Below are 17,124 nucleotides of genomic sequence, written 5' to 3' on the forward strand. Positions count from 1 at the left end.
AAAAAAATGAGCAAATACTTCATCGGAAACGATCGGTTAACCGTTGACGGGATTACTGAGATTTTGTGTCTGCAGTTACCGCTGAAACTAACTGCGGGAAGTATTGAAAAAATTAACCACTGCCGGCAATACCTCGACGATAAGTTAATTAATCACAAAGCTCCTATTTATGGTATCAATACCGGTTTTGGCTACCTCCAGAATGTTAAAGTGGCAGAGCAGGACTTATCCTTATTGCAACACAACCTGCTCTTGTCGCATGCCTGCGGTACCGGCGATGAAGTTCCCCACGAGCTGGTGAAGTTAATGCTGCTGCTAAAAATCCAGGCTTTAAGTTATGGTCATTCGGGTATACACCTGGCCACAGTTGAACGTTTAATTCACTTCTATAACCATCAGGTTTTACCGGTCATCTATACCCAGGGTTCATTAGGTGCTTCCGGCGATCTTGCCCCCCTTGCCCACCTGGCCCTACCCTTAATTGGTGAAGGCGAAGTTTGGTTTATGGGCGAAAAGATCTCTGCAAAAAGTTACCTGGACAAAGCTGGGCTAAAACCCCTCCAACTGCAATCAAAGGAAGGTTTGGCTTTAATTAATGGCACACAGTTCATGGCGGCTTATGGCATCCATATGCTGGGCAGGGCGCTGAGGCTAAGCGAATTTACAGACCATTGCGGTGCCTTATCGGCCGATGCTTTCAACTGCAGGATTGACCCTTTCAAATCTTTGAGTCACGATATCAGGCCCCACAAAGGACAGCTGGCCACGGCGAAGCGTTTGTACGATTTGCTGTGCGACAGTGAAATCATCAAACAGCCGAACAAACAAGTGCAGGATCCATATTCTTTCCGCTGCATGCCACAAGTACACGGTGCCAGCAGAGATGCCATTGACTATGTTAAACAGGTGTTTGATGTAGAAATAAATTCGGTAACCGACAACCCTAACATCTTTCCAGACGAGGATGAAATTATATCTGCAGGTAATTTCCACGGACAGCCACTGGCTTTGGCTTTGGATTTCCTGTGCATCGCTTTAGCAGAACTCGGCTCTATTTCTGAACGAAGAACTTTCCAGCTCATTTCCGGTCAGCGGGGATTACCCAGCTTTCTGGTTAAGAACGCAGGATTGAACTCCGGCTTGATGATCCCTCAATATACCGCAGCTTCGATTGCCAGCGAGAATAAACAATTGTCCACCCCGGCTTCTGTAGATTCTATTGTTTCCAGCAATGGCCAGGAAGACCATGTGAGCATGGGTGCCAATGCGGCCACGAAATGTTTAAGGGTGATGGATAATGTAGAGCGCATATTAGCTATAGAGTTGCTCACCGCAGCTCAAGCCCTGGAATTCAGAAGGCCTTTGAAGACTTCACCGGTATTGGAAGAACTGGTTACAGCGTATAGGCTGGTGGTACCGGCACATGAAAATGATCGATTGCTGGCCAAAGATATTAAAGCGTCTATACATTTTTTGAAAGAATATAGTTTTAAACTATAATATCAGACATTTATTCTTAATCATTAATTTCTTAATTGATTGCCAAATCCCTGACCTTGAAGATACAAGAGCTGAAGGTGCTGGTTCAGCGTGTACTTTGGTTGTCGAAATAAAGCTGACTTTGGTCATTGTCACGCTTGAAAACAAGATTTATTGTAAACCTATTTCAGGTATTAGACAAGTAAAACACAGATGTAGGTTATTAGGGGGTTACCAGGGGGTTGGTAGGGCCTTGCTAGGGCCCGGGTAGGGCTATTGGCCCTAGCAAGACCCTACCAACGCTTTACCAAGGCTTTATAAAGGATGGGTTAATGTTAAGGGTTCGTTAGGGTTTCAGAACTGCAACCAAGCAACCTGACCCACCGATACCTATGTGGTAAAACATTAAAAATTAAAGTTAAAACAGTTGAGGCCAGAATGTCAGCGTTATGGCATAAGGTCAAACAGGATGAAACATTTGAAGATTGAGCCGCGTTCTATAAGTACAATTAAAGACGTATATTATGAATTTATTAAACGACAAAGTTGCGATTATTACCGGAGCGGCATCCGGGATAGGAAAAGCTACAGCACTGCTTCTTGCTAAAGAGGGTGCTAAAGTAGTGGTATCAGATATTAGTGAAAAAGGAAATGATACTGTCTCTGAAATTAAAAAAGCAGGCGGTGAGGCTATTTTCATAAAAGCTGACACCGCTAAAGTAGACGAAAACGAAAAATTAGTACAACAAACTGTAGCACAATACGGAGCGTTGCACATTGCATTTAATAACGCAGGAGTTGCCTCACCTCCTAAGGATACCACCGAATTTTCTGTTGAAGAATGGAATAAGGTGATCGGGATTAATCTTTCAGGTGTATTTTTTGGATTAAAGTATCAAATTCCAGCGATCATTGCTGCAGGTGGCGGGAGCATCATTAATACAGCATCAATCATGGGGGCTGTCGCACAGCTTAATCAGGTTGCTTACAATACCTCAAAACATGGCGTTATTGGCCTGACAAAATCAGCTGCACTGGAGTTCTCCAGTAAAAAAGTGAGAATTAATGCTATAGGTCCAGGATTTATCAATACGCCGATACTCGATTTTTTAAGTGAAGACGAGAAAAGTGCCCTAATAGAAAAACATCCCATAGGAAGACTAGGTGAGGCTGAAGAAGTAGCAGAGATCGTATTGTGGTTAGCTTCTGATAAAGCATCATTTGCAACGGGCACTTACTATCCAATAGACGGTGGTTACCTTGCGCAATAGTAAAGCCCGATGTGGTAAACTAATAGCGATTTAAAGATGATCTTTAATATTTTAGTTAATTTAAAATCATCATAAACCAAAAAATCCCGGACCAATTCCGGGATTTTTTGTCCTCTTACCTTCTTACTTCTTGATATTAAACGGAACGATGACCCCAAAAGTAACATTACGCCCAGGGTTAAAAATTCCAAAAGTGGGATCAGCTTCATCCAGTCTTCCCGGTTTATAGCGGCTTAAATGATCATAATATTCCTTATCCAGCAAGTTCTTTCCAGAAACATACAAGGTCAATTCCTGGTTTTTACTCAGGTTAACGGTTGTACCAACAGCAGCACTTAATAATGAATATGCTTTAGTTGGTGTTTCAAATGCGCCCACTTTGCTTTGACTGAAGTAATTATCGAGTCCAATGGAGATATAAGACTTTTTAGTGCCTGCAATTTGAGGTTCAATCCGCAGTTCATTTCTCATTGCCGCAGCAGGAATAAAGGGCAAAGGCTGCTTCGTAGCCCTGTTGGTTGCCCGGGTATAGGAGAAGCTATTTTCAAAATGCAGCAGTTCTATCGGGTGCAAGGTAAAGGAAGCCTCTACACCTCTTAAAAATGCATCACGCTGTACAGAACGGTATACCGGGTGTTCGCCAATCGTTTCGCCGGTGGTGTTATAGAAAATGTAATTATCGATATAGTTCATAAATCCACTTACACTGGCGCTGACGGTATTGCTCTGGTAATCAAAAGCCGCATCAAACTGGTAGCTGCGCTCCGGTTTTAAATCAGCACTGCCAATTTCGTAACGGAAGGCACCCTCATGGACTCCATTGGAGGAAAGTTCCGCGATATTCGGTGCCCTGAAGGCAGAACCTGCATTGGCTTTTAAACTAAAAGCATCATTAAATTCATAAGTGTAACCAACACCACCACTCAAATTGGAGAATTTATTGGAAAAATCATCGAATACAAGTTCACCATCAGCAGAATGGGCTTTCCCCTCCAGCTTGCGGTAATCGAATCTTGCCCCTGCATTGAAGGTATGCTTGTCTAAAGTTTTTTTAACATAAACAAAAGCGCCGTAGGACTGTGCATTAAAATCCGGGATCAGGGTTTCGATACCTGAAGTATTGGTGCTGTGAATAAATTCACCCGATAAACCAACAACTGGTGTCCAGCCATTATTGGCTAGAAAAGTATATTTAAAATCGTAATTATAAGTATGCATATCCAGGAATAAAGCCGGATCAGCCACGGGCTCCTCCAACTCCCTGCGCTGGTTACGCTGGTAGCCTAAAATGGTCTTTAAACTTCCCTTATCGAACAAAACATTACTGTTTAAGGCAATCTTATCATGGCGGATATCTTGTTGCGGGAAATCAAGGTCCCGGTCCTTAAACTGCTTCCTGGTAAAAACATCACCATCCTCGTCTATAAATTGTCCGGCATCATTCACCGCTGGCTCATAAAAGCCAATATTCGTACGGAAGCGCGATAAATCTAAATGAGCATAGCCCCATGATTTATTAAAGCCAAGCTGTGCATTAAAATTGGTTTCATTGAAACCTGAATTCGGCACGTAGCCCGCAGGCGTTTGGTAAGAATGGGCGTTTTTGTAAGACCCTCTTGCATGGTAAACAAAGCCGTTCTCATTACCCTGCAACATCAGGGAACTACCGCTCAAACCACTGTTGGTTGCATAATTGCTTAGAAATTCACCTTCCATGGTACCAACCGGTGCAGGGATCGCTTCCAGGATATTGATCACGCCACCCAATGCATCCGAGCCATAAAGTAAACTGGCCGGCCCCCTTAATATTTCTACCCTGTCGGCACTGTACTGGTCAATCTCAATACCATGCTCATCTCCCCATTGCTGTCCTTGTTGCTTAACGCCATTGTTCAGCGTAATGACACGGTTACCGCTTAGGCCCCTGATTACAGGTTTTGAAATGGCATTCCCGGTTGTAATTTGCGATACGCCAGGCACCCTGGAAATGGCATCTATCAAATTGGTAGAAGGATTGGTTTGTAACGCTGATTTATTGACAGTAGCGATAGAGGTGCTATTTTGTCGGTTGTCTGAACTGTTGGCAATTCCGGTAATCACCACTTCACGGCCTTCAATCACACTGGGTTCCAATGCAAAATCAGCAGTACCGATCTTCGAGAAGTCTACCGACTGGCTAAAGGTTTCGTAACCCATATACCTGATCTGGATAAGAAACTTACCCTGTGATGGAACATTTTTGAGTACAAACTCACCATCTTCATTAGTGATGGCCGAAACACGAAGGTCTGGCACAGTGATAACAGCACCTGGGAGTGCTTGTTTGGTCTCGGCATCGATAACTTTACCCTTAAATTGTATCAGCACAGTAGCAGAGCTACGCACTGTAAATAGCATAAATAGCACAGCTATCGCTAATTGGAATCGTTTCATTATGTATTTCTTTTTCAGTGATGAACAACCGTACGCTTACCAAAATTCCATCACGATCAATTGATATAGATGGTAATAATTTTGCAAAAGCAAGGTTTCATTTATTATTTAAGAAGAAGAAGTCGAATGACTTCTGTAACAGGCCGTATTAATCAGGAATTTGCTACAGGAGGACCGCGAAGAGATGTGCTGAGCAGCGCCACATAGGAACTGCCAATTACCGGCGATTGTTTTACCCAGGATTGAACGGTTAGGAAAACCTGGAAGGTCACCATGACATGGTCGTATGTTTTCTCGAAATGAGCTTTACAAACCAGACAGGTGTCGGTAGGGCTGCTGATGTGCAGCTTATGCGTACATAATTTTTCTTTTACCGGATGATGTGCTGCCTCGGGATGATGATGCAGCGCAGTCCACGGCGTTAATGCAATGGAAAACACCAGCAGCATTAAAGCTGATAAAAGTTTATTGATATGTTGACGCCTTTTTTTCAATGCTACAAAAGTACTCAAATCTTCGGAATTGCATACATTTGTTAGATAAGATAGCGCAAAAATGATGGATCAAGCCTTAGACCTCAGCCAAAGACAAACGCCGCATGGAACCCAGTTATCCTGCAAAGGATGGGTACAGGAAGCTGCATTAAGGATGCTGCTCAACAACCTTGATCCTGAAGTAGCCGAAAAGCCCGAAGAACTAATTGTTTACGGCGGCCGCGGAAAAGCAGCCAGGAATAAGGAAGCCCTGACATTGATCATCAAAGCACTGAAAAGCCTCGAAAATGATGAAACCCTGCTCATCCAGTCGGGTAAAGCGGTGGGTATCTTGCCTACTCATCCCGATGCGCCAAGAGTGTTGATCTCCAATTCGCAACTGGTGCCCAAATGGGCCACACAACAACATTTTGACGAGCTGGAGGAAAAGGGGCTGATGATGTACGGACAAATGACTGCGGGATCATGGATTTATATCGGCTCACAGGGCATTGTTCAGGGAACTTACGAAACTTATGCTGCTTTGGCCAAAAAACATTTCAAGGGCAATTTAGCAGGAACCTTGAATGTAACGGCAGGCCTTGGTGGCATGGGCGGTGCCCAACCTTTAGCAATTACAATGAATAAGGGTGTTTGCCTGGCTGCAGAGGTGGAGGAATGGCGTGTACAAAAACGCCTGGAAACCCGCTACATAGATGAAATTGAGCATGATATTGATGTGGCCATTGACAAAGCCCTGCTTTATAAACGAGAGGGAAAAGCGCTTTCCATAGGGGTAATTTGCAATGCAGTGGAGCTATTGCAGCGTTTGCTGGACAGAAATATCATCCCCGATACGTTAACCGACCAGACCTCTGCTCATGATCCCTTGTATGGTTATTTCCCTGAAGGTTTAACCGTAGCAGAAGCGCTGGCGCTACGAACTGCTGCACCCGAAGATTATGTGAAACGTGCTTATGTCACCATGGCCAAACATGTGCAGCTCATGTTGCAACTGCAGGCAAAAGGTGCTGTCACCTTTGATTACGGCAATAATTTGAGAGGCCGTGCCTTGGAGGCAGGGGTCAAAAATGCTTTTGATTTCCCGGGATTTGTGCCCGCTTATATCAGGCCTTTATTTTGTGAAGGCAAAGGCCCCTTTCGCTGGGCCGCCCTGAGTGGGGATCCGCAGGATATTTATGAAACCGATAAGGTTATATTAGAACTGTTTCCTGAAAATGAAAGTTTAAGGCAGTGGATCACGATGGCGCAGGAGCGTATTGCTTTCCAGGGTTTACCGGCAAGAATCTGCTGGTTAGGCCAAGGGGAAAGGGAAAAAGCCGGACTGGCGTTTAACCAGCTGGTGGCGGATGGTATTGTAAAGGCCCCGCTTGTAATTGGTCGTGATCATTTGGATACCGGCTCTGTGGCCTCTCCTAACCGCGAAACAGAGGCCATGCTGGATGGGTCTGATGCCGTTGCCGACTGGCCCGTGCTGAATGCCCTGATCAACACTGCAGGTGGAGCAAGCTGGGTATCGCTGCACCATGGCGGTGGCGTAGGGATCGGCTATTCCATTCATGCAGGAATGGTCATTGTTGCAGACGGCACCCCTGAGGCCGCTGCCCGGATCAAGCGGGTATTGCATAATGACCCTGCTTTAGGCGTTATCCGACATGCAGATGCGGGTTATGATATCGCTAAAGATACCCTGAGGAAACACAGGCTGGGTCTTGATTTAATATAATTTTGTTTACTTTATCCAGAATATTCATAAACATCATTTAACTTTGTATCTTAGCAACATCACAAAAACTGAAATCAATTGGCAACAGGCTTAAAATCGTATAAGAACATCCTTGTTATAGAAGATAATCATGCCATATTAGATGTGATTACCTTGGTACTCCAAAGTGAGTCGTATAAAGTAACCGGCTTAAATAAAAGCGAAGATATGCTCCTGCATATAGATGAGCTTGAGCCAGACCTGATTATATTAGACATCATGTTACCCGATGCCGATGGTCGGGTGTTACTGCAGGAACTTAGAAGCAACGTAAAAACCACGGACATCCCGGTGCTGATGATCTCTGCGCGCTACACGGAAGACAATATTCAGCATGGCGAAGTTAAACCCAATGGTTTCCTTGCCAAGCCATTTGATATTGATGACCTGCTTGACCGGATTGAAGGTATTTTAGCCGGTAAGACTTACTGCTAGGCGCCTTTGCTTTTCAGGCTCTGCATTAACTGGCTATATAAATCGTCTTCTGTTGTCGTTCTGGGTTTAAGTTTCTTAACAGTAGCTCTTTTTCCCTTTGCTTTTGCTTTGATGATTTTCATCAACTCACTGGTGTATTCATCCTTAAAGCTTTCGATGTTAAAAGGTGAAGTATATTGCTTAATCAGCGCCATCCCAACATCCAGCTCTTTTTTGTTGATGGTGTCCAATGAGGGTACATTGATATCTTCCGCGGACCTGATTTCTTCCTGAAAGCGGATCTTTGTTACGGTGATGACTTTATCCAGAGGATGGATCACGCAGAGGTTCTCTGTACTGCGCAATACAAAACGAGCGACACCCGCTTTCTTTGATTGGATCAAAGCCTTTAACAACAGCGCATAAGCTTTCTTGCCCTGGGTTTCCGGCTCGGCATAGTAAGAGGTTTCATAATAGATGGGGTTGATCTCGCTGATATCCACAAAGTTCTCCAGCTCGATCATTTTTGTCTTCTCCGGACTGGCGTCTGCGAAATCCTGGTCATCCAGAATGACATAGTTGTCGTTCATTAAATAACCCTTAACTATTTTGTCATAGGGCACTTCTTTACGGGTGTTTTCATTGATCCGCTGAAATTTGATCCTGGAATGGTCTTTGGAATCCAGCATATCCAGGTCAATACTGCTTTTTTGAACAGCTGAATATAGCTTGATGGGAATATTAACCAAACCAAAACCGATAGAACCCTTCCAAATTGATCTCATAACATGCTAAATTATGGTTAAATAACACCATCGGGCGTGAATTGTTTTTTTTGTACAGCTACCTGGGTTTAGCCATGAGCTGATAAAAGGTTGATAATGGCTTCCACGCTTAGTTTCTCCTGGTCGCCGGTCTGCATATCTTTAAGGGTCATTAAACCACTTTGCATTTCATCGCTGCCAATTAACACCACGTAAGGAATGTTTTTGGCATCCGCGTAGCTCATTTGTTTCTTCAACTTAGCCGCAGCAGGATAAAGCTCGGCTGCAATATCCGCCTGGCGCAATTGCTGTAACAAAGGCAAGGCATATTTTTCAGCCTCCAGGTCAAAATTACTGATGAGCACTTTAGTCCCCGCAATGGCATCATTAGGGAAAAGATCAAGTTCTTCCAGCACATCATAAATGCGGTCTGCACCAAAGGAAATACCAACGCCTGTTAAGCCCTTTAGGCCAAACATCCCTGTTAAATCGTCATACCTGCCGCCGCCACCAATACTGCCCATCGCTACTTCGTTGGTTTTTACCTCGAAAATACAACCTGTATAATAGTTTAAGCCCCTGGCAAGTGTAATATCCAGTTCCAGCTTCATCGCTGCCTGAGCGCCAGCAAGGGCCTGAACATAGTCAAATACGGTTTCTATTTCTGCAATACCTTTTAAACCAATTTCAGAACTGCCGAGTACCGATTTTAAACGCTCGATTTTGCTTCCATTAGAACCTTCCAGCAAAATCACTGGCTTTAAGGTATCTATGTCAGCTTCCGTAAAACCACGTTCTATCAATTCTTTAGTTACCCCATCAAAACCAATTTTATCGAGTTTATCTATCGCTACGGTCATGTCGATGATCAACTCGGGTTTGCCGATGATCTCCGCAATCCCAGATAATATTTTACGGTTGTTAATTTTAACTGTGAAGTCTTTTAAACCCAGGTTACTCAGGGCTTCCTGGTACATCAGGGTAAACTCTGCCTCATTCAACAAGCTATCAGAACCCACCACATCCGCATCGCATTGATAAAACTCACGATAACGGCCTTTTTGCGGCCTGTCAGCACGCCAAACCGGCTGCACCTGGAAACGTTTGAAGGGCAATGCAATATCGTTCTGGCGCATCACTACATAGCGTGCAAAAGGAACGGTTAAGTCATACCTTAAAGCCTTTTCACTTACCGAAGAAGTGATGGCATTGGAATTCCTGTTGTTCAGCAGTTCCGGATCCACTTTGGAGAGGAAATCTCCGCTGTTTAATATCTTAAAGATCAGCTTATCACCTTCATCCCCATACTTACCGGTTAAAGTGGAAAGATTTTCCATGGAGGGTGTTTGAATCTCCGCATAACCATATTTTTTGAATACTTTTTTAATGGTATCAAATATATAATTGCGTTTGATCATCTCCTGCGGAGAAAAGTCTCTTGTTCCTTTAACTAAAGATGGTTTAATGTTTGACATAACGGCAAAAGTACTAAAAGTAACAGGCATAAAAAAAGCTGCCGGAGCAGCTTTTTTATTTATTCTATCTTTTTTAAGAATCTTGATAACCCTTTTTTACCTAGTTTATGATCGTGGTATTAAACCAATAACCTTACAGGCTCTTCCAGCAATGCTTTTAAGGTTTGCAAGAATGCAGCACCAGTAGCACCGTCAACAGCCCTGTGGTCACAGCTTAAGGTTACTTTCATTACATTTCCAGGAACTACAGCATTGTTTTTAACAACAGGCACCTGTGAAATTCCGCCGATAGCTAAAATACAAGCATCAGGTGAATTAATGATGGCAGTAAATTCATCAATACCGAACATCCCTAAATTGGAGATGGTAAAGGTTGATCCTTCCCAGTCTGATGGCTGTAGTTTTTTTGCTTTTGCACGTTGCGCAAAATCTTTTACTTCAGCAGAGATATGAGACAGTGATTTCCCGTCCGCAAAGCGAACAACCGGAACCAACAGACCATCTTCAACTGCTACGGCAACACCAATGTTCACATGCTCATTGTAACGGATTTTATCTCCTAACCACGATGAATTTACATTTGGATGCTGTTTTAAAGCTATCGCAACTGCTTTTAACACCATGTCATTGTAAGAAATTTTAACCGGGGCATATTCGTTGATCTTTGAACGGGCAGCAATTGCGCCATCCATATCAATGCTCATGGTTAAGTAGAAATGAGGAGCAGTAAACAAACTTTCACTTAAACGTTTGGCAATTACCTTACGCATTTGTGTAACTGGCTTCTCTGTAAATTTCTCTTCACCGATATACTGAGGAATTTTAACCGCTGCTTTATCCGCTGCTGCAGGTGCCGGGGCAGCTGCTGCGGCCGGTGCTGCAGGTTTATAGTTCTCTATATCTTTTTTAATAATTCTTCCGCCGTCAGCACTACCTGCAACTTGTGCAAGGTCAATGCCTTTTTCTTTGGCTATTCTTTTAGCTAAAGGAGAAGCTTTAACTCTACCTCCATCAGCATTAACAACTTGTTTTTCTTCAGCTGGTGCAGCTTCAGGAGCTTCTTCAGGAACCGGGGCAGCGTCAGTTTTACCTGTTGCTGCTGCAGCAGGAGCATCGCCCTGGTTTAGAATTCCACTGATGTCAGTGCCTTCCGGACCTACGATGGCAATAATGCCGTTTACTTTAGCCGCCTGGCCTTTTTCTACACCAATATGCAATAAAGTACCTTCTGCATAACCCATTACTTCCATTGTAGCCTTATCGGTTTCAACATCAGCAAGGATATCATCATCTTTCACTTTATCACCAACTTTTTTATGCCATTCGGCAATAACGCCCTCAGTCATGGTATCGCTTAACAAGGGCATACGCACCACAGTAACACCCATTTTCTCCAAATCAGCTTCAGACAATGCCGGGGCAGTTGCTGCTGCTTTTTCAGGAGCTGGTGTTTCTTTGTTAGCTGGTGCTTCTGCAGCTGCTTCTTCAGGAGCGGCAGCACCTGTATCTTCAGCTGCTAATACAGCCTTATAATCTTCGCCATCTTTACCTACAACGGCAATAACAGCATCAACCGGAACCGCTTTACCTTCTTCTACACCAATGTATAAAACAGTACCGTCCCAATATGATTCTAAATCCATGGTCGCCTTATCGGTTTCCACTTCAGCCATCACATCACCGCTTTTAATTTTATCGCCAACTTTAACATGCCACTTTGCCATCACCCCTTCGGTCATGGTATCACTCATTTTGGGCATTCTAACTACTTCAGCCATTCTATAATTTATATGAAATATGTTAAAAATTAATCAAGTACATAAGGATAATCCGCTTGTACGTACACATCCTTGTACAATTCTGATGCATCCGGCCAAGGAGACTCTTCTGCAAACTTCACAGATTCATCAACAATCTGCTTCACTTTAGCTTCAATCTCTTCAATCCAGGCTTGATCAGCATATTTCTTCTCTAGAATCTCTTCTCTTACCAGTTCAATCGGATCCTTCGCTTTATACGATTCTAATTCTTCTTTAGTACGGTATTTTGCAGGGTCAGACATCGAGTGACCACGGTAGCGATAAGTACGCATTTCAAGGAAAGTTGGTCCTTCACCATTACGAGCTCTTTGTGCAGCTTCATCCATTGCGTTGTGAACAGCAACAGGATCCATGCCGTCTACAGGAGCACATGGCATATCGAAACCTAAACCAAGTTTATAAATATCATTCATGTTAGTGGTACGCTCTACTGAGGTTCCCATAGCATAACCATTATTTTCACACACAAAAATTACAGGAAGTTTCCAAAGCATCGCCATATTGAATGCTTCATTTAAAGCACCCTGACGAACAGCTCCATCACCCATGTAACAAACATTTAAATTTTTTGTGCCTTTATATTTTTCAGCAAATGCAATACCAGCACCCAAAGGAATTTGACCGCCAACAATGCCGTGGCCGCCATAAAAATTAAATTCTTTGCTGAACAAGTGCATGGAACCACCTTTACCTTTAGAGCAACCGGTAATTTTGCCGTACATCTCTGCCATAATGCTGTTTGCACTAACGCCTTTTGCCAAAGCATGTGCATGATCCCGGTAAGCAGTAATCATGGAGTCTTCAGGTTCTAACGCTGAGATCGCTCCGGCAACAACCGCTTCCTGACCAATGTATAGGTGACAAAAACCGCGAATTTTTTGTTGTCCGTAAAGCTGACCAGTTTTTTCTTCGAATTTGCGCATTAGCAGCATCGACTCAAACCACTTCAAATAGGTATCTTTATTAATTTCTTTTGCACTCATTTTGGGTGTTGATTTTTTTATGAGAGCAAATCTACTTTTTTATTGTATTAAAGTGAAAGATTTGAATGTAAATTACACAAGGGTAGTTCACAAAATGTGGAAAACTTTCATATTTCTCTCTGTAACATTTGGATCACATTTGTAAAAAGCATAGTTTTGGAAACCTGACAATAAGCCCTTGTGGTGTACGTTTAAGTGCAAGTGCATTTTTACCCAAACTTAACAGTATAACATGATTAAAAAATATTTGATTTCTACGCTAATTGTCCTTTGCGGCTCAACAGCTGTATTTGCACAATCCAAGTCCAAAGAAACCAATAAAGTAGAGGATCCAGACAACCTGGCATCTCAGTATTTTTCTCAAGTGATGGGTGTTGCTATGGACGCGACCTCTAACATCAAACTTTACAAATTTATTTATGAATGGATAGGTACTCCTTACCGTTTTGGTGGCAACACCGAAAAAGGTATCGACTGCTCTGCATTCACAAAAGCGATATACGATAAAGTTTTCAACACAACCATCTTAAGAAATTCCCGTGATATTTTCAGCATGGTGAATCCTCTTCCTAAAGACGAATTAAGAGAGGGTGATTTAGTGTTTTTCAAAATTAAAAGTAAGAGTATTTCACATATCGGCATATATTTAGGAGACGATCGCTTTGCGCACGCTTCTTCATCCAGGGGTGTTGTCATCAGCAACCTGAACGAGCCTTATTACTCCCGGTACTTTTATAAAGGCGGAAGAATTTTAGATGCCGTTAAAAATGACCTGGTAGAAGAATAAAAAATATAAGTAAAAATCCCCTTGAATATTTCAAGGGGATTTTTTTATGCCTTTATTTTTCTCTTCGTTTTTCCCTTGGTTAAGGCCTAACTTAAATCAGACTTAAAATCCCCATGGAACGCTTGTTCCGTTTTAAAGCTGCAAATCAGGTAACAATGGAAGTACATTGAATCAGAAAGGTGTCTCTAAGCTTCGTCTTTCGTGTTTCTCACTAAGCCTATACCCGAAACGAAGAAGATAATCCCGATGATACCCGCAACTACTAATTCACGTGTTTGAATTGTGTGGTTAACAAAACCAATCCCGGCATAGATCAATCCGATGATTCCTAAAATTGTTAAGATTGTCCCAAAAATACGTTTTACATTCATAAGTGTTCGTTTATATTCAGGCAAATACAATATCTATGCCGTTAATGAATTAACCTTAAAACAACAAGGCTCCTGCATCGTAGATACAGGAGCCTTGTATAGATTTAAAATACTTTTGCGCTTACTTCTTCATTCGCATTAAATCAGCCATCACAAGCAGGCTTTCATCTTCCATGAAATCAAAAGTTTCTTCTTTCTTGATCTTATCACCTTTTTTAACTGGCGGTAAACCCCTCAAGGCTCTTAACTTATTAGCCCTATCGAGTGCGCTTGCCTCAAGACTATCTCTTTCAGCTTTCAATTTATTGATGTTGAGACTAACGGATGTTTCCTTATCACGTTTTTTCATGTCTTCAATTTCCTTCTGCAGCATTTTATATTCAAGCGAGTTTTTCATTCGCTCTTCATGAAGGTTAACAAGGCTGGATCTGGTCGTAGTAAGATCCTTTATAGGCGCAAATTCCGACTTCTGGATCACATCCCAAGGCAATGCTGATGGTTCTGTATCCTCACCTATTTTGTCCATAGGGAAAACGGATGGGAATACGACATCAGGCAGTACACCTTTATGCTGGGTACTGCTGCCATTAACGCGGTAAAATTTAGCCATCGTTAAATTGATCTGTCCTAACTGCGGAATCACAGGCGGGGTACCAGCAGTAGTAGAATTAGTTCCTTTATTTACCAGTGCAGCCAGGCGCTGTAATAAGGAGCGGTTAACCAGGCTGTTTAAATCAATAGACGATTGTACGGTACCTTTACCATAAGTTTGAGTGCCCATGATAATCCCACGGCCATAATCCTGGATAGCTCCGGCAAAAATCTCTGATGCAGATGCACTCAGGCGGTCTACCATTACCCCTAACGGACCTTCCCATGCTGCTCCGGCGTTGTTATCATCACTCACTTCAATATCTCCCCTCAAATCCTTAACCTGCACCACAGGCCCCTGATCGATGAACAAACCGGTTAAACTGATGGCTTCCAGTAAAGAGCCGCCACCATTAGCCCTTAGATCCATTACAATCGCATCCACCTTATCAATCCTTTTCAAGGTATCAAGCAATAACTTCACATCACGGGTAGTGCTTTTATAATTTGGGTCGCCAGCTTTAGCCGCTTTGAAGTCCGCATAAAAAGCGGGCACTTTAATAATTCCCACTTTATAGGTCTGACCTTCAGACTTAATGGTTTTAACTTCTTTCTGGGCAGATGATTCTTCCAGGATGATCTTTTCCCTTACCAATTCAATAATGACTGGTTTAGCAGACATCTCCTGGCCAGAAGGAATGATCTTCAACCTCACCTTGGTGCCTTTAGGGCCCTTGATCTTAGATACAGAGTTTTCTATTCTCCAACCGATGATGTCTTCAAATTCACCACTACCTTGGGCAACCCCAATGATACGATCGCCCGCACTCAGCAGCTTACTCCTGAACGCTGGTCCGCCGGGAATGATCTCCGCGATTTTAAGCACTTCGTTTTCCAGTTGCAGCCTTGCACCAATTCCTTCGAAAGAACGGGCCATATCTTCATTGAAAGCAACAGCATTGGAAGGGTTAAAATAACTGGTATGCGGATCGATGGTTTCGGTAAATGCATCCATGGCCGACTGAAACACGTCCTGGTTATTTATTTTAGAAACCTGGGATTTTAAATTGGTATATCTCTTGGTCAGTGTTTCCACATTTTTATCTGTCGGTGTACCGGCAATTTGAAGGTTAACGAGTTCATACTTCACTCTCTTCTTCCAAATGTCGTTTAACTCCGCCGAGGATGTTGCCCAAGGCATGTTCTCCCGGTCATAGACATAAGTATCATTCTGATTAAAATCATATTTGACCTTCACCTGCGACAAAGAATAATTGATCCATTCATTGTAACGTTTTAAATAAACGTTAAAAATATAAAATGGGGCGCTTAAATCACCAATCCTGAAATCGTCATCAAGGGTATTTCTGTATTTTTCAAATTCCTTGATATCGGATGCCTGAAAATAGTTTTTTGACGGATCAAGCGTTTTAATGTATTCATCAAAGATGATTGATGAAATAGAATCATTAAGCTTGATTTTCTTGTAATTATAGTTTTCGATCAAGGCAACCAGCTCCTTACATACAAGGCTTTGCTGCTCACCTGGTTTTATATTCGGAATTCCTTCTACAAGCGGCTGCTGTTTTGGGGAAGCCTGACAGGCTAATACAGCTGCGGTAAAAGTTACCATTAGTATTCTTTTCAACATCTCCTTAAATAATTTAAAATCCATTTTATACTCGACAACCAATATGATACCAATTTCTGAAATAAACAAAAAAGAGACGTCATTAAAACTGTCTCTTTTTTGTAAACTTAAAAAAAGTTTACAAAAAATAATTACTTCTTCTGATTAACCTTGCCCTTAAGGATACTTCTTGTGTTTTTGAATTGGGCGTTATACTGACTGACTTTATTGGTACGGGCAAAGAGTTCTGCTTTATTAACGTCTTTAAGTGCCAGACTATATTCTTTCTTCTTAATTTTTATCGAAATAATTCCCAGCATTGAATTGATATAAGCGGGATTATTTTTTAGCTGCCTGGCCAATATACCTTGCTGGGTATAAAACCATAAGGACTGGGTTAATTTGTTAGCTGCATAGTAAACTTTGCCTAACTGGCTATAAGAATCCATTTGTCCGATTCTGTTTCCGATACGGGAATAGTTTTTCAAGGCAACATTCAGGACAACCTGCTCAGCTTCGGTGAAATTACTAAGCAAGTAATGTACATTGCTGAGCTTTAATAAGGCAGCCCCATAAGCGTTAAAATTACGGGTACTGTTATATTCGAAAGCTGCTTTACCAAATAAGGTCAATGCCCCGTTTAAATCGCCGCTTTTCTCGGTTTTTTCCGCCTCTGCATAATAGCTGTCGCCAGTGGGTTCATCTTCAGCAGATATGGCTATGTTAATGGCAGCGTTTCCCGCTCCTGAATCGTGGGGAACTGTTTCATTGTTTTGCGCAACCGCAACAAGACAATTCAAACAGCAAAAAACCATTAAGCATATTTTGTACATCTTACAAATATACA

At 42.4% G+C, this 17,124-nt stretch carries 14 protein-coding genes; 5 read left to right on the forward strand and 9 right to left on the reverse strand.

The genetic code is table 11. From position 1 onward, the window contains the following. Positions 1 to 6: 6 nt before the first annotated feature. Both hutH and WG905_RS07600 read left to right on the forward strand, forming a co-directional pair. Positions 7 to 1,500 (forward strand): histidine ammonia-lyase, encoded by a 1,494-nt coding sequence (hutH, locus tag WG905_RS07595; protein ID WP_339591113.1) that lies wholly within the window; start codon positions 7 to 9, stop codon positions 1,498 to 1,500. A gap of 503 nt (positions 1,501 to 2,003) precedes the next feature. Beyond that, a complete protein-coding gene (locus WG905_RS07600; protein WP_339591114.1) occupies positions 2,004 to 2,750 on the forward strand; it encodes an SDR family NAD(P)-dependent oxidoreductase in 747 nt (248 codons plus the stop codon). 123 nt (positions 2,751 to 2,873) lie between these two features. Here WG905_RS07600 and WG905_RS07605 read toward each other — a convergent pair whose 3' ends face one another. Next, positions 2,874 to 5,183 (reverse strand): TonB-dependent receptor, encoded by a 2,310-nt coding sequence (locus tag WG905_RS07605; protein WP_339591115.1) that lies wholly within the window; start codon positions 5,181 to 5,183, stop codon positions 2,874 to 2,876. Positions 5,184 to 5,335: 152 nt separating this feature from the next. Further along, positions 5,336 to 5,695, reverse strand: a complete 360-nt coding sequence (locus WG905_RS07610; RefSeq protein WP_339591116.1) for a hypothetical protein — start codon at positions 5,693 to 5,695, stop codon at positions 5,336 to 5,338. A gap of 43 nt (positions 5,696 to 5,738) precedes the next feature. Between WG905_RS07610 and hutU the strand changes: the two genes are divergently transcribed. Both hutU and WG905_RS07620 read left to right on the forward strand, forming a co-directional pair. Next, positions 5,739 to 7,403 carry a urocanate hydratase gene (gene hutU, locus WG905_RS07615; RefSeq protein ID WP_339591117.1) on the forward strand — a complete coding sequence of 555 codons (1,665 nt, stop codon included), beginning with the start codon at positions 5,739 to 5,741 and terminating at the stop codon, positions 7,401 to 7,403. Between the two features lie 78 nt (positions 7,404 to 7,481). Beyond that, on the forward strand, positions 7,482 to 7,877 hold the full coding sequence (locus tag WG905_RS07620; RefSeq protein ID WP_339591118.1) for a response regulator transcription factor: 396 nt from the start codon (positions 7,482 to 7,484) through the stop codon (positions 7,875 to 7,877). On the opposite strand, the gene ku is transcribed toward WG905_RS07620, so the two are convergent. The 4 genes from ku to pdhA all read right to left on the reverse strand — a co-directional run bounded on the left by ku (position 7,874) and on the right by pdhA (position 12,898). Next, positions 7,874 to 8,641, reverse strand: coding sequence for a non-homologous end joining protein Ku (ku, locus tag WG905_RS07625; protein ID WP_339591119.1), 768 nt, complete (start codon positions 8,639 to 8,641; stop codon positions 7,874 to 7,876). The two genes, WG905_RS07620 and ku, sit on opposite strands and share 4 nt — an antisense overlap. A 68-nt stretch (positions 8,642 to 8,709) precedes the next feature. Continuing rightward, entirely contained in the window at positions 8,710 to 10,095 is a 1,386-nt protein-coding gene (gene hisS, locus WG905_RS07630; RefSeq protein WP_339591120.1) for a histidine--tRNA ligase, read from the reverse strand. A gap of 119 nt (positions 10,096 to 10,214) precedes the next feature. Further along, positions 10,215 to 11,873 carry a pyruvate dehydrogenase complex dihydrolipoamide acetyltransferase gene (locus tag WG905_RS07635; RefSeq protein WP_339591121.1) on the reverse strand — a complete coding sequence of 553 codons (1,659 nt, stop codon included), beginning with the start codon at positions 11,871 to 11,873 and terminating at the stop codon, positions 10,215 to 10,217. Positions 11,874 to 11,902: 29 nt separating this feature from the next. Further along, a complete protein-coding gene (pdhA, locus tag WG905_RS07640; RefSeq protein ID WP_339591122.1) occupies positions 11,903 to 12,898 on the reverse strand; it encodes a pyruvate dehydrogenase (acetyl-transferring) E1 component subunit alpha in 996 nt (331 codons plus the stop codon). 232 nt (positions 12,899 to 13,130) lie between these two features. On the opposite strand from pdhA, the gene WG905_RS07645 reads away from it, so the two are divergent. Further along, the gene (locus tag WG905_RS07645) at positions 13,131 to 13,685 is read left to right on the forward strand and encodes a C40 family peptidase (RefSeq protein WP_339591123.1); all 555 of its coding nucleotides are present in this window, start codon (positions 13,131 to 13,133) and stop codon (positions 13,683 to 13,685) included. Positions 13,686 to 13,870: 185 nt separating this feature from the next. On the opposite strand, the gene WG905_RS07650 is transcribed toward WG905_RS07645, so the two are convergent. The 3 genes from WG905_RS07650 to WG905_RS07660 all read right to left on the reverse strand — a co-directional run bounded on the left by WG905_RS07650 (position 13,871) and on the right by WG905_RS07660 (position 17,077). After that, complete coding sequence (locus WG905_RS07650; protein WP_339591124.1) at positions 13,871 to 14,056, reverse strand: hypothetical protein; 186 nt, start codon at positions 14,054 to 14,056, stop codon at positions 13,871 to 13,873. Positions 14,057 to 14,177: 121 nt separating this feature from the next. Further along, entirely contained in the window at positions 14,178 to 16,298 is a 2,121-nt protein-coding gene (locus tag WG905_RS07655) for a carboxy terminal-processing peptidase (protein WP_339591125.1), read from the reverse strand. A gap of 131 nt (positions 16,299 to 16,429) precedes the next feature. After that, positions 16,430 to 17,077, reverse strand: a complete 648-nt coding sequence (locus tag WG905_RS07660) for a hypothetical protein (protein ID WP_339591126.1) — start codon at positions 17,075 to 17,077, stop codon at positions 16,430 to 16,432. Positions 17,078 to 17,124 lie beyond the last annotated feature (47 nt).

This window comes from Pedobacter immunditicola (assembly GCF_037482985.1).
Lineage (GTDB): Bacteria > Bacteroidota > Bacteroidia > Sphingobacteriales > Sphingobacteriaceae > Pedobacter > Pedobacter immunditicola.

Excerpts from the sequence above, each read along its gene's own strand:
- hutH (WP_339591113.1), top strand. The coding sequence starts at position 7 with ATGAGCAAATACTTCATCGGAAACGATCGGTTAACCGTTGACGGGATT.
- WG905_RS07600 (WP_339591114.1), top strand. The coding sequence starts at position 2,004 with ATGAATTTATTAAACGACAAAGTTGCGATTATTACCGGAGCGGCATCC.
- WG905_RS07605 (WP_339591115.1), bottom strand. The coding sequence starts at position 5,183 with ATGAAACGATTCCAATTAGCGATAGCTGTGCTATTTATGCTATTTACA.
- hutU (WP_339591117.1), top strand. The coding sequence starts at position 5,739 with ATGATGGATCAAGCCTTAGACCTCAGCCAAAGACAAACGCCGCATGGA.
- ku (WP_339591119.1), bottom strand. The coding sequence starts at position 8,641 with ATGAGATCAATTTGGAAGGGTTCTATCGGTTTTGGTTTGGTTAATATT.
- hisS (WP_339591120.1), bottom strand. The coding sequence starts at position 10,095 with ATGTCAAACATTAAACCATCTTTAGTTAAAGGAACAAGAGACTTTTCT.
- WG905_RS07635 (WP_339591121.1), bottom strand. The coding sequence starts at position 11,873 with ATGGCTGAAGTAGTTAGAATGCCCAAAATGAGTGATACCATGACCGAA.
- pdhA (WP_339591122.1), bottom strand. The coding sequence starts at position 12,898 with ATGAGTGCAAAAGAAATTAATAAAGATACCTATTTGAAGTGGTTTGAG.
- WG905_RS07645 (WP_339591123.1), top strand. The coding sequence starts at position 13,131 with ATGATTAAAAAATATTTGATTTCTACGCTAATTGTCCTTTGCGGCTCA.
- WG905_RS07650 (WP_339591124.1), bottom strand. The coding sequence starts at position 14,056 with ATGAATGTAAAACGTATTTTTGGGACAATCTTAACAATTTTAGGAATC.
- WG905_RS07655 (WP_339591125.1), bottom strand. The coding sequence starts at position 16,298 with ATGTTGAAAAGAATACTAATGGTAACTTTTACCGCAGCTGTATTAGCC.